The organism is Dickeya sp. MK7 (assembly GCF_000406305.1).
In the GTDB taxonomy this organism is placed as follows: Bacteria; Pseudomonadota; Gammaproteobacteria; order Enterobacterales; family Enterobacteriaceae; genus Dickeya; species Dickeya fangzhongdai.
This window is the reverse complement of sequence record NZ_CM001984.1, coordinates 2,387,808-2,400,932: the sequence shown is the minus strand read 5'-3', so window position 1 is coordinate 2,400,932 and position 13,125 is coordinate 2,387,808. Positions and strand designations below refer to the sequence as shown.

Sequence of the window (13,125 nt, the reverse complement as noted above, 5' to 3'; positions counted from 1 at the left end):
GTGCAGTCTGGTACCGCAGAAGACGTGACATTGTCACCCCATGCGCCGGCATCAACCACAGTGGAAGCGCTGGAAAGCGCGCTCCCGGCCACACCGGCTGATGCCGCCCCAACCGAGATTATCGACCCGCGTAAAGCCGCCGTCGCCGCTGCCATCGCCCGGGTTAAAGCACGCAAGGCCGCCGCATCGCAGGCGTCGCAAGAGGACTAAATGGCTTTCAGAATCGCACCCTCACCGTTTACCCATAACCGCCAGTCCACCCGCAATATGATGCGCTGGGTTCTGGCCGCCTGTGTGCCCGGCCTCGCGGCGCAAGCCTGGTTTTTCGGTTACGGCAACCTGATCCAGCTGGCGCTGGCCAGCATCACCGCGCTCTTTACCGAAGCGGCGATATTGTCATTGCGAAAACGACCGGTGCTGGAAACGCTGCAGGACAGTTCCGCGCTGTTGACGGCAGTTCTGCTGGCCATCAGCCTGCCGCCGTTTACGCCCTGGTGGATGGTGGTGTTGGCCACCCTCTTCGCCATTATTATCGCCAAGCAGCTGTACGGCGGACTGGGGCAAAACCCGTTCAATCCGGCAATGATCGGCTACGTGGTGCTGCTGATTTCCTTCCCGGTGCAGATGACCAGTTGGTTGCCGCCGGACGGGCTGCAGGCATCGCCGGTCGGGTTCATGGATGCGCTGACGGCGATCTTCACCGGTCACGGAACGGCGGGTCAGACTATCCAGCAGCTGATTCAGGGGGTGGATGGCGTCAGTCAGGCCACGCCGCTGGACGCATTCAAAACCGGCTTGCGCAGCGGTCATCAACCCGAAGCGTTGCTGCATCAGCCGTTATTTGGCGGCGTGCTGGCCGGGCTGGGCTGGCAATGGATTAATCTGGCTTTTCTGGCCGGCGGCCTGTTTATGCTGTTGCTGCGGGTCATCCACTGGCAGATTCCGTTCAGTTTCCTGCTCGCGTTGTCCGTATGCGCGCTGGCGGGTTGGTACCTGCATCCGGACGTCAGCGCCCCGCCGCTGCTGCACCTGTTTTCCGGCGCGACCATGCTGGGCGCGTTCTTTATCGCCACCGACCCGGTTACCGCCTCCACCACGCCCAGAGGTCGCCTGATTTTCGGCGCGTTGATCGGCGTGCTGGTATGGACCATCCGCACCTACGGCGGTTACCCTGATGGCGTGGCTTTCGCCGTGCTGTTGGCCAACATTACCGTGCCGTTGATCGACTATTTCACTAAACCACGCGCTTATGGCCATCGCTAAGGACGGATTATGCTGCTGACCACTATGCGCCGCCATGCCACCACGCTGGCTCTGTTTGCCGCCTTTACCACCGGGTTGACCGCACTGGTTAACTCCCTGACCGAAAAAACCATTTCGCAGCAGGTTATCGCACAGCAGCGCGCGCTGCTGGACCAGGTGATCCCTGTCGATCGCTATAACAACGATCTGCTCAGCGAGTGCTATCTGGTGAGCGACCCGGCGCTGGGCTCCGCTTCGCCACACCGTGTCTACATCGCTCGCCATGACGGCGCACCGGTCGCCGCCGCGCTGGAAAGCACCGCGCCTGACGGTTATTCCGGCGCGATCCATCTGCTGATTGGCGCAGACTTTCATGGTACCGTGCTGGGCACACGGGTCACCGAGCATCATGAGACACCGGGGTTGGGCGACAAGATCGATATCCGTATTTCCGACTGGATAACGCGTTTTACCGGCCAGGCCGTTACAGATTCACAAGATAGCCGCTGGGCGGTGAAAAAAGACGGCGGCCAGTTTGATCAGTTTACCGGCGCCACCATTACCCCGCGCGCGGTGGTCAATGCGGTGAAACGCGGCGCCCTGTTTTTACAAACCTTGCCGCCGCGACTGTCCACCCTGACGCCATGTGGAGATAAACCATGAACCAGACCAAAGAACTGGCCCTGCAGGGACTGTGGAAAAACAACTCGGCACTGGTGCAACTGCTGGGGCTGTGCCCGCTGCTGGCGGTGACCTCCACCGCCACCAACGCGCTCGGACTGGGGCTCGCCACCACGCTGGTGCTGACATGCACCAATATTGCCGTTTCCGCGCTGCGCCGTTGGGTGCCGGACGAAATTCGTATTCCGATTTACGTCTTGCTGATTGCCTCGGTGGTCACCATCGTGCAGATGCTGATCAACGCTTACGCCTACGGTCTGTATCAGTCGCTGGGGATTTTTATCCCGCTGATCGTCACCAACTGTATCGTGATTGGGCGCGCGGAAGCCTTCGCGTCGAAAAATACGGTGATGCTGTCGGCATTGGACGGCCTGTTCATGGGCCTGGGCGCCACCAGCGCGCTGTTTGTGCTGGGCGCGATAAGAGAGATCCTCGGCAATGGCACCCTGTTTGACGGCGCCGACCTGCTGCTGGGCAGTTGGGCTCGGGTGTTACGGGTCGAGGTCGTGCATATGGACTCGCCGTTCCTGCTGATGATTTTGCCGCCCGGCGCCTTTATCGGACTGGGAATGATGCTGGCAGCCAAATATATTATCGATGAAAAACGCAAACAGCGCCGTGCCCGTACGGTGCGGCTGTCGCCTCTTAGCTCATCTACGCTGACGGAATAATATGAACAAAGAGAAACGGATTGCCATTCTTAGCCGCCTGCGAGAAAACAACCCGCATCCCACCACCGAACTGAAATTCAACTCGCCGTTTGAACTGCTCATTTCGGTGCTGCTGTCCGCGCAAGCCACCGACGTCAGCGTTAACAAAGCCACGGAAAAGCTCTATCCGGTGGCGAATACGCCGCAGGCGATGCTGGATTTAGGCGTGGACGGCGTGAAGTCGTATATCAAGACCATCGGGCTGTTCAACAGCAAGGCTGAAAACATCATCAAAACCTGCCGCATTTTGCTGGATAAACATCAGGGCCAGGTGCCGGAAGATCGCGCCGCGCTGGAAGCCCTGCCCGGCGTCGGGCGTAAAACCGCCAACGTGGTGCTGAACACCGCTTTTGGCTGGCCAACCATCGCGGTGGATACCCATATCTTCCGCGTTTGCAATCGTACCCACTTTGCACCGGGCAAAACCGTCGAGCAGGTGGAAGAAAAATTGCTGAAATACGTCCCGGCGGAATTCAAGGTCGACTGTCACCACTGGCTGATCCTGCACGGCCGTTATACCTGCGTCGCCCGCAAGCCGCGCTGCGGCGCCTGTCTGATAGAGGACTTGTGCGAATATAAGGAAAAGGTCGATATCTGACCGACGACGCTGTTATTCCGTAATGACAAGGGCAGGTTTTCACCTGCCCTTGTTGCATCATGTCGCACAGTGAAATGGATTGATTATTTCACCGGCAGCGTAACGTCCTTGAACATGGCTTCGATCTCTTCATTCGAGCGCAGCGAAATCGCCGTATCCACCACATCACGTGTCAGGTGCGGCGCAAAACGATGAATAAAATCGTACATGTAGCTACGCAGGAACGTACTGCGACGAAAACCGATTTTGGTGGTGCTATAACTGAACAGGTTATCGGCGTTGATAGCCACCAGATCCGGATCGCTGGCCGGGTCCACCGCCATATTGGCGATGACGCCGACGCCCAGTCCCAGGCGGACATAGGTTTTGATCACATCGGCATCGGTCGCGGTAAACACGATGCGCGGCGTCAGTCCGGCCCGGTTGAATGCGGTATCCAGTTCGGAACGGCCGGTAAAACCGAAGGTATAGGTGACGATCGGGTAGGCTGCCAGTTCTTCAATGCTGATATCGGTTTTACCCGCCAGCGGATGGTCCGGCTTCACTACCACAGCGCGGTTCCAGTGGTAGCACGGCAGCATGATCAGGTCTTCATACAAATGCAGCGCTTCGGTGGCGATGGCGAAATCCGCAGAGCCTTTGGCCACGGCTTCGGCAATCTGCATCGGCGAGCCTTGATGCATATGCAGCGAAACGCGCGGATAACGCTCGATAAACCCTTTGATCACGTCAGGCAACGCGTAACGCGCCTGAGTGTGCGTGGTGGCGACGTACAGCGAGCCTTTGTCTGGATAAGTGTGCTCGCCTGCCACCGCTTTGATGGCATCGACCTTGGACAGCACCTCACGGGCGATACGAATGATTTCCTGCCCGGCAGGCGTAACCTGGGTCAAATGTTTTCCGCTGCGTGCAAAGATCTGAATACCCAGTTCATCTTCAAGCATCCGAACCTGTTTACTGATCCCCGGCTGGGAGGTGTACAACCCCTCGGCGGTCGAAGAAACGTTCAGATTGTGATTAACAACTTCAACGATATAACGAAGCTGTTGCAGTTTCATAAGTTATCCCATTCCGTAATATGTCATGCGCGGCGGCATCTGTATTGTTGACGTTATCTGCGTTGACAAGGGGGCGACAGCTCAATGCAACGGTATAGATTCTCGCCACTTAAATGCCATTTAATCATAAAAAAATATTTTATATAACCACTTTCTGTATTACTTAGACAGTACTGGTACTGGAAAACGGGTTTTTATTTCCTTTTTTGTTATCGGCTGCCGGCGGATGATATTCATGGTTGATGGATCAAAAAAGCCAGCCTATGCAGGCTGGCTTAACGTAATGTAACCGCAAACAGATGGAAAAAATGCGGTTTTAGTCAATTATCGGCGTAATTAGCGGCTGCTTTCCACCCATTTGCCGTCCACATAAAATGCCGACCATCCAGTAGCTTTGCCCTCTTTTTCAGAGGAAACATACTGCTGTTTGGTTTTGCGGCTGAACCGCACCAGCGTTTTGTTGCCTTCCGGATCGACCACAGGCGCCTCGGCCAGATAGCGTAATTTCTCTGGCAGGCGATCGCGGAAACGCACCAGTTCTTCCACCAGCGGCGCGCGGGTTTCCCGCGATTTCGGGAAGGTATTGGCCGCCAGGAACACGCCCGCTGCGCCATCGCGCAGCACAAAATAGGCGTCGGATTTCTCGCACGGCAGCTCCGGCAACGGCACCGGATCTTCTTTCGGCGGCGCCACTTCCCCGTTACGCAGAATTTTGCGGGTATTGCCGCAGCTTTCGTTGGTACAGGCCATATATTTGCCGAAACGCCCCATTTTCAGGTGCATTTCCGAACCGCACTTCTCGCATTCCACTACCGGGCCGTCATAGCCTTTGAGGCGGAACTCGCCTTGTTCGATCTCATAGCCATCGCAGGACGGGTTGTTGCCGCACACATGCAGTTTGCGCTGATTGTCGATCAGGTAGCTGTCCATCGCCGTGCCGCATTTCGGGCAGCGGCGACGGGCGCGCAGCGCATTGGTTTCCGCCTCGTCGCCTTCCAGCACATTCAACACTTCCGCTTCCGGAATCAGGTTGATGGTGGTTTTGCAGCGTTCTTTGGGCGGCAACGCGTAACCGGAACAGCCGAGGAACACCCCGGTGCTGGCGGTACGGATCCCCATTTTGCGGCCGCAGGTCGGGCAATCAATGCTGGTCAGCACCATCTGGTTCGGCTTCATGCCGCCCTCGTCCGGCTCCAGCTCGGCGGTTTCCAGCTGTTTGCTGAATTCGGCGAAGAATTCATCCAGCACCGCTTTCCACTCGGCCTGGCTGTTCGCCACCAGGTCGAGGCTATTTTCCATACGGGCGGTAAAATCGTAGTTCATCAGCTCGCGGAAGTTATCTTCCAGCCGATCGGTCACGATCTCCCCCATCTTCTCGGCGTAGAAACGGCGGTTTTCCACCCGCACATAACCACGATCCTGAATGGTGGAGATGATGGCGGCATACGTGGAAGGACGGCCGATACCGCGCTTTTCCAGCTCCTTGACCAGCGATGCTTCGCTGTAACGCGCCGGCGGTTTGGTAAAGTGCTGACTTGGCAATAGTTTTTCCAGCGACAGGGATTGCCCCACGTCGACGGCCGGCAACGTGCGGTCTTCATCGCCCTTACGCAACGCCGGCATCACCTTGGTCCAGCCGTCGAAGCGCAGAGTGCGCCCTTTGGCACGCAGCTGATAGTCGCCGGCGCTGACCACCAGCGTGGTGGAATCGTATTGGGCCGGCATCATCTGACAGGCCACAAACTGCCGCCAAATCAGTTGATACAGCTTTTGCGCATCCGCTTCCATGTCTTTGAGCTGGTCGGCCAGCACCTTCACATCGGAAGGACGAATGGCTTCGTGCGCTTCCTGCGAGTTTTCCTTGCTGGTGTAAAGGTTGGGCGCTTCCGGCAGATAGCGTTTGCCAAATTCGTCATGGATATAATCACGCGCCATCGCTAGCGCATCCTGACTCAGGTTGGTGGAGTCGGTACGCATGTAAGTGATATGGCCGGCTTCATACAACCGTTGCGCCATCATCATGGTCTTTTTCACGCCGAAGCCCAGACGGGTGCTGGCGGCCTGCTGCAGAGTAGAAGTAATAAACGGCGCGCCCGGTTTGCTGCTGGTCGGTTTGTCTTCCCGCTCGGCCACTACATAGCTGGCTTTTTCCAGCAGGCTGACCGCCGCTTGCGTCTGAGCCTGATTCACCGGCCGGAACGGTTTGCCGTTGTGGTGTGTTACCTGCATCTGCAGCGCGATTTCCGGGTTCGCCAGCAAATCGGCGTGCAATTCCCAGTATTCTTCCGGCACAAACGCTTTGATTTCGCGCTCGCGCTCCACCACCAGACGTACCGCCACTGACTGTACGCGACCGGCGGACAGCCCACGGGCAATCTTTTTCCACAGCAGCGGCGATACCATGTAACCCACCACGCGGTCCATGAAACGGCGGGCCTGCTGGGCGTTGACGCGGTTGATATTCAGTTCGCCCGGATTGTCGAACGCCTGGCGAATGGCGTTTTTGGTGATCTCGTTGAACACCACGCGGCTGAAACGCGTATCGTCGCCACCGATGATTTCCCGCAGGTGCCAGGCAATGGCTTCCCCTTCGCGGTCAAGGTCGGTTGCGAGATAGACGTGCTCGGCGTTCTGCGCCAGCGTTTTCAGTTCCGATACGACTTTTTCCTTGCCGGGCAGAATCTCATACTGAGCCTGCCAGCCGCGATAGGGATCCACCCCCATGCGGTTGACCAGCGCGGTTTTTTCATCTTTCTTGACTGCTTTTTTGGCTTTTTCCCCGTTGGCCTCAGCGCTTTTCTTGCTCGCCGAACCGGAGCCGCTGGTCGGCAAGTCGCGTACATGCCCCACGCTGGATTTCACCACGTAATCATTGCCAAGGTACTTATTAATCGTTTTGGCTTTTGCCGGGGACTCGACGATAACGAGAGCTTTACCCATAATATATTGTTACCTACTGAATTCTTTGAAAAAAGAAGAAATTTTCTCAGTTATTCGCTCTGGCTTTCCAGCCGGCGTAGCCTGAACCATCATGGTTGCGGGAAAATCGTTCTGTTGGTGCGTCGACGGCGCGCCGCACGCACTCACCGCGTCGCAACCCTATGATCATTCAGGATTATTCATTTACTGCACCGCCCTTTGCGGTAACCGGTTCCGTCCCGGCGCAAAGCAATTATTCCGCTTGACGATGCAAAATCCCACACTCTACCTGATAAATAACACCACGCAACCTAATTAGCATGTAAAACCCGTTTTCGCCAATCGTTACTCTCGTGTTTATCGGCAAACAGGCGACTAAAAATCAGTCAGTTTGCGATAAATTCCGTTCAGGCGGTACAATAGCGCCAGCAAAACAAGGGTTATTTGCAGGAGAACAATCCCATGTCTGGTTTTACACACATAAATGAAGAAAAAACGCCAATTGGTCGCGAGGCTCTGCTGCTGGAAGCCAACACACTGATTAAAAACCACGAAGACTACCTGCACGGCATGGTAGCCAATGCGGTAGAACAAAAGAGTGGCGTGCTGGTGTTTCGTGGCGAATACTTTCTCGACAGCGATGGATTGCCGACGCACAAGACCACGGCGGTGTTCAATATGTTCAAACACCTGGCGCACGTTTTGTCGGAAAAATACCAGTTAATCGATTAACACCGGAATCCCGCCGGGCGCTACCTGCTGATGCGGGCCGCTCCCGGCGTGCCCTCTGATGCAGAGCAAGGATCACAGCGTGGCTCCCGCTATTGTGCACTTCGATCATTCTGATTTTCTGAACGCCCTATCCGCCACGCATGCTTCTATTTTATCTCCTCCCAACGATTAGGTTGATATCAGGCCGCCCGCATGATGTTTGGATGAAAAACGCCGTCAGCATGGGCTCATGCATGACTTAAAATAATCAACGAAACTATTTTTTAATAAATATATTCCCCTTGATTTTAAAAAATATCATTTCAAATAGATTAATTTCACAAAACAAAATCAAAACAATTAAAAACAAATTTTTCAATTTATTTACAAATCAAATATCGTTATTTATACTCGCCACCGATGCCACCCAGGCATTAATTAAAAAACATTTACGGAGAGTGTTATGAAAAAGCAATTTGGATTGCCTTTGCTATTGTCACTCGCAGCAATTTTTAGCCACGCTGGCTATTCGCAAACCATCAATACTACCGATGAAGCAGGCCCGCCGGTCGAATTAGGTATGTCGGCGTTTGATTCACTGGAAAACAACAGCCCGCTGTCTGCGGCCAAAGACACGTCCCGCGCATCCACCTCTGGCGCCTTGCGGGCCCCCGCTCCGGCGTTGTCACGGGTCGCCGTGTATGCGGTCGGTTCATCAACCTGCGGCTGGGAATACATGACGTCTGTTGGTCAGTTCTCAACTACCTGTGACCACGGCGGCGCCCAGCTCAGAGTCGTGGTGCAGGAAATTGGCTACGGCAGCAACCCCGTTGCCTGGATGAATGGCGGCGCATTGCCTCGTTCGGCTAATTATCAAAGTGACGCCATTTGTATTGTCGGGAATCAATATACCTTCCCTTGCCCGGCCGGATATACCGTTGTTGGCTGGATGCGTTATTACAATCTGGATGGGACTGATAACGGTCAGTTTAAATTCCAGGACACATCCACCAACGCGCCGAGAAATACATTATTCACACAGATCTATATTAATTAATTCGCCATCTGAACGGCCCGATTCGGGCCGTTCACTCTGAATAAAACACACATTATTAGTGTGTATATTCTGATTTGGAAATAGAAATCGCCCGCACATTGATATAAATGGAATGCGCTATTTCAAGAAACCCCAAAAAATAAAAATCCATAGTCCGCAGCATGCATGGCTATGGATAGGAGTGACGGTAAAATAGCGTCTTAATGAAGGAAGGGTGGGAAATAATCGTGATGGATGGGAACCTGGCGTTCAACAATCAGGTTTAGAGCCTGAGAGATGGAGAGTAGCGATTACATTACAGGAACCGGTTACCCACCTATCCGGCCGCTAATATGCGGATGGCATTGCTCAGCGCGGACAGGCGGGGGGGTTAAACACTAAGGTGAATTACAACTGGGGGTTACTGCCCCGCTGCCACCAGCGCAGCATCAGGCGTTCCAGAGCATCGCCGGTGCTGCCGGTGAGGCGGTCCAACAGACGTTTGCGGCGGGTATAGCGCACGGCCAGCACTTCGTGGTTTTCCATTTCCGCGATCAGCAGATCGTCGCTGGTGCCGATAGCATCCACCAGCCCCATCGCTCTGGCCTGCGTGCCGAACCAGTGCTCGCCGGTAGCAACCGACTCAATATCCAGCGACGGGCGCATCTCGCTGACAAACTGTTTGAACAGCAGGTGCGTTTCATTCAATTCCTCGCGAAACTTCTCCCGGCCTTCTTCGGTATTTTCGCCGAACAACGTCAGGGTACGTTTGTACTGACCCGCAGTATGCAGTTCCACATCGATATCTTTGCTTTTCAGCAGCCGGTTGAAGTTGGGGATTTGCGCCACCACGCCAATCGACCCGACAATGGCGAACGGCGCCGCCACAATGCGATCCGCTACGCACGCCATCATATAGCCGCCGCTGGCCGCCACCTTGTCTACCGCCACCGTCAGGCGGATACCGCGCTGACGAAACCGCTGCAGTTGCGAAGCCGCCAGCCCGTAGCCGTGCACCACACCGCCGGGGCTTTCCAGACGCAACAACACTTCATCTTCCGGCCGGGCCACCGCCAGCACTGCGGACACTTCTTCACGCAGCGAACTCACCTCACCGGCATCCATGCTGCCGTTAAAATCGAGCACATACAAACACGAACGAGCGGATTTCTCTTCCCCCCGTTTGGCGCGTTTCTTCTCCTGTTTGGCGGTTTCCTTTTCTTCTTTCTTCTGCTTTTTCTCCAGCAGGCTGCGCGCGGTATCGCTCATGGCGGCGGACTGCATCTCCTGCCGCATTTCGCGGTATTGTTCGCCCAGATTAATCACCTGCAGTTCGCCCTTTCGATGGCGCTTACGCTGCGTCATACCGACTGTCAGCACCACCAATGCGCCGATGGCGACGACAAGGGTGACGACTTTTGCCAGGAATAAACCATACTGAGAAAGTAATTCCACAAATACCGCCTTCATTGACCAATGTGATATATGACGTTGATTCTTCAACAACCATTACGGTTCCAGCGCGGCGCGCCGAACTTCTAACCTAACGTATGACGGACGCAATGGCGATGATCTTCATACATAAATTGTACTTTCCGCTGCTTTTTACCGCACAAACTGTGAGAAAACCGGACCTTCTGATTGAAAACACCTATTGTTTCAGGCATAAAACACCCATTATGGCTTTTTCGGAAACACCTCATCATCCCCGGATGATGACAGCCAGAGGACACCGTTTTGCATTACCAACCCAAGCATGACCTGCTGCAACACCGTATCATTCTGGTCACCGGCGCCGGTGACGGCATTGGCCGCGAAGCGGCGCTGACCTACGCGCGCCACGGTGCGAAACTGGTGTTGCTGGGGCGCACAGAGAGCAAACTGCAGGAGGTGGAACAACAGATCCTGCAGGAATGCGGCGTCCACAGTTATCTGATTCCCTGCGATATGCTGACCGCCAGCCATCATGATTTCATACAGATCGCCGGGCAGCTCGGCCAGGCGCTGCCGCGGCTGGACGGCGTATTGCATAATGCCGGTCTGCTGGGTGACGTCGTGCCGATGGAAGAACAATCCGCCACCGTCTGGCATCAGGTGATGCAAGTCAACGTTAATGCGACCTTTATGCTGACGCAGGCGCTGTTGCCGTTGTTGCTGAAATCAGCCAGTCCGTCGCTGATTTTCACCAGCTCCAGCGTCGGCCGTCAGGGGCGCGCCAACTGGGGCGCCTACTCGGTATCCAAATTCGCCACTGAAGGCATGATGCAGGTACTGGCCGAGGAATACCGCAACCGCAACCTAAGGGTCAACTGCATCAATCCGGGCGGTACCCGCACATCAATGCGTGCCGCCGCGTTTCCCGATGAAGATCCGAATAAACTCAAAACCCCGGCCGATATCATGCCGCTTTACCTGTATTTAATGGGGGATGACAGCCGTCGCAAAACCGGCATGAGTTTCGATGCCCAACCCGGCCGCAAGCCCGGCCTGGCCGAGTGATTAAGCAAAGGATACCGACGCATGAGCGACGATCGCCATCAGCAACGACAGCAACGGCTGAAGGAAAAAGTAGACGCCCGCATCGCCGCCGCCACTGACGTGCGCGGCATAGTGATGGTGTTTACCGGCAACGGCAAAGGCAAGACCACCGCAGCCTTCGGCACCGTAACCCGGGCGGTGGGCCACGGTCTGAAAGCCGGCGTGATCCAGTTCATCAAAGGCGAATGGCCAAACGGCGAGAAAAATCTGCTGCAACAGCACGGGGTGGAATTTCAGGTGATGGCGACCGGTTTTACCTGGGAAACCCAAAATCGTCAGACCGACACCGATGCGGCCAGAGGTGTCTGGCAGCATGGATTACGTATGCTGGCGGATGACTCGCTCGATCTGGTGGTGCTCGACGAGTTGACCTACATGATCAGCTACGACTATTTACCGCTGGATGACGTGATTACCGCCCTGCAACAGCGCCCGGCGCACCAGAGCGTTATCATTACCGGCCGCGGCTGCCATCGTGATGTACTGGAACTGGCGGATACGGTGACGGAAATGCGCCCTGTGAAGCACGCCTTTGATGCCGGCATTCAGGCTCAGCAAGGTATTGACTGGTAGGATAAAACAGGACGACGCTGCACCAGCGGCGCAGCGTTAAACAGACGGGTTAACCGTTACGCTTCGGCGCGCTACGGCGGCCGGCGGCCGGGCGGTTACTGACGCCCACCTGGCTGTGACGTTTCACCGCACGGCGGATCTGATTGGCTTTCACCCGGCGCCGCTCACGCTCCACCGGCAATTTGCTGACCGTTTCCGGCGTCAGTTGCACCAGTTCACGCAGGTAGTTGACGTCGGTCAGGCCCATCTCCATCCAGCCGCCGCGCGGCAATCCTTTCGGCAACTGAATGTCGCCGTAGCGCACGCGAATCAGCCGGCTAACCTGCACGTCGACCGCTTCCCACAAACGACGCACTTCGCGGTTGCGGCCTTCGGTCAGGGTCACGTTGTACCACTGGTTCAACCCTTCGCCCCCCTGATAGCGGATCGAGCGGAACGCCGCCGGACCGTCTTCCAGTTGTACGCCTTTACTCAGTTGACGAATTTTGTCATCGCCCACTTCGCCGAACACGCGCACGGCATACTCACGTTCCACTTCACGGCTGGGGTGCATCAGGCGATTCGCCAGCTCGCCGTCAGTCGTGAACAGCAACAGGCCGGAGGTATTCACATCCAGACGCCCTACCGCTACCCAGCGGTATCCCTGAATTCGCGGCAGACGGTCAAATACCGTTGGCCGTCCTTCCGGGTCGCTGCGGGTACAGAGTTCCCCTTCCGGCTTGTAATACATCAGCACACGGCACACGGCTTCTTCGGTTTCGCGCACCGACACCACATGCCCGTCAATACGAATTTTGGTCGCCCGGGTAACCTCAACGCGGTCCCCCAGCGTGGCAATCTTGCCGTCAACGCTAATGCGCCCGGCTTCAATCATACTTTCAATTTCGCGGCGTGAACCGTGCCCTGCACGCGCCAGCACTTTCTGTAGCTTTTCGCTCATTGAGCAACCTCTGTGTCGCCTTCACAGGCGTCGGGGGGAATGTCATGATGACCAGAAATCGCGTTAACTCATGAAAAATAAAGAGTTAACGCATATTTTCGCGATTATACCCTGATTTG

At 55.7% G+C, this 13,125-nt stretch carries 12 protein-coding genes and 1 pseudogene; 9 read left to right on the top strand and 4 right to left on the bottom strand.

The window, feature by feature from the left end; genetic code table 11:
* From DXXMK7_RS23065 to nth, 5 genes and pseudogenes are all read left to right on the top strand, one after another.
* A pseudogene (locus DXXMK7_RS23065) lies at positions 1-210 on the top strand (electron transporter RnfC); the annotation flags it as partial.
* Positions 211-1,263, top strand: a complete 1,053-nt coding sequence (gene rsxD, locus DXXMK7_RS10460) for an electron transport complex subunit RsxD (protein WP_038919029.1) — start codon at positions 211-213, stop codon at positions 1,261-1,263. It begins immediately after the preceding pseudogene.
* 12 nt (positions 1,264-1,275) lie between these two features.
* Positions 1,276-1,905 (top strand): electron transport complex subunit RsxG, encoded by a 630-nt coding sequence (gene rsxG / locus DXXMK7_RS10455; protein ID WP_038920966.1) that lies wholly within the window; start codon positions 1,276-1,278, stop codon positions 1,903-1,905.
* A complete protein-coding gene (locus DXXMK7_RS10450) occupies positions 1,902-2,594 on the top strand; it encodes an electron transport complex subunit E (RefSeq protein WP_038919027.1) in 693 nt (230 codons plus the stop codon). The genes rsxG and DXXMK7_RS10450 overlap by 4 nt, the downstream gene beginning before the upstream one ends.
* A gap of 1 nt (position 2,595) precedes the next feature.
* A complete protein-coding gene (gene nth, locus DXXMK7_RS10445) occupies positions 2,596-3,231 on the top strand; it encodes an endonuclease III (protein WP_038919026.1) in 636 nt (211 codons plus the stop codon).
* A gap of 83 nt (positions 3,232-3,314) precedes the next feature.
* Here nth and cysB read toward each other — a convergent pair whose 3' ends face one another.
* Together cysB and topA are read right to left on the bottom strand one after the other, a co-directional pair.
* Positions 3,315-4,289 (bottom strand): HTH-type transcriptional regulator CysB, encoded by a 975-nt coding sequence (cysB, locus tag DXXMK7_RS10440; protein WP_013317898.1) that lies wholly within the window; start codon positions 4,287-4,289, stop codon positions 3,315-3,317.
* 336 nt (positions 4,290-4,625) lie between these two features.
* Positions 4,626-7,229 (bottom strand): type I DNA topoisomerase, encoded by a 2,604-nt coding sequence (gene topA, locus DXXMK7_RS10435; RefSeq protein ID WP_038919025.1) that lies wholly within the window; start codon positions 7,227-7,229, stop codon positions 4,626-4,628.
* A 441-nt stretch (positions 7,230-7,670) separates the two neighbouring features.
* On the opposite strand from topA, the gene DXXMK7_RS10430 reads away from it, so the two are divergent.
* Together DXXMK7_RS10430 and DXXMK7_RS10425 are read left to right on the top strand one after the other, a co-directional pair.
* Positions 7,671-7,940 (top strand): YciN family protein, encoded by a 270-nt coding sequence (locus tag DXXMK7_RS10430; RefSeq protein ID WP_033568757.1) that lies wholly within the window; start codon positions 7,671-7,673, stop codon positions 7,938-7,940.
* Between the two features lie 442 nt (positions 7,941-8,382).
* A complete protein-coding gene (locus DXXMK7_RS10425) occupies positions 8,383-8,976 on the top strand; it encodes a YolA family protein (RefSeq protein WP_038919024.1) in 594 nt (197 codons plus the stop codon).
* 387 nt (positions 8,977-9,363) lie between these two features.
* On the opposite strand, the gene sohB is transcribed toward DXXMK7_RS10425, so the two are convergent.
* Positions 9,364-10,410 (bottom strand): protease SohB, encoded by a 1,047-nt coding sequence (gene sohB / locus DXXMK7_RS10420; RefSeq protein ID WP_038920965.1) that lies wholly within the window; start codon positions 10,408-10,410, stop codon positions 9,364-9,366.
* A 282-nt stretch (positions 10,411-10,692) separates the two neighbouring features.
* Between sohB and DXXMK7_RS10415 the strand changes: the two genes are divergently transcribed.
* A complete protein-coding gene (locus tag DXXMK7_RS10415; protein WP_038919023.1) occupies positions 10,693-11,454 on the top strand; it encodes a YciK family oxidoreductase in 762 nt (253 codons plus the stop codon).
* 21 nt (positions 11,455-11,475) lie between these two features.
* Positions 11,476-12,066, top strand: coding sequence for a cob(I)yrinic acid a,c-diamide adenosyltransferase (cobO, locus tag DXXMK7_RS10410; protein ID WP_038658783.1), 591 nt, complete (start codon positions 11,476-11,478; stop codon positions 12,064-12,066).
* 49 nt (positions 12,067-12,115) lie between these two features.
* Here the strand turns inward: cobO and rluB are convergent, their stop codons facing one another.
* The gene (gene rluB, locus DXXMK7_RS10405) at positions 12,116-13,006 is read right to left on the bottom strand and encodes a 23S rRNA pseudouridine(2605) synthase RluB (RefSeq protein ID WP_038658786.1); all 891 of its coding nucleotides are present in this window, start codon (positions 13,004-13,006) and stop codon (positions 12,116-12,118) included.
* Positions 13,007-13,125 lie beyond the last annotated feature (119 nt).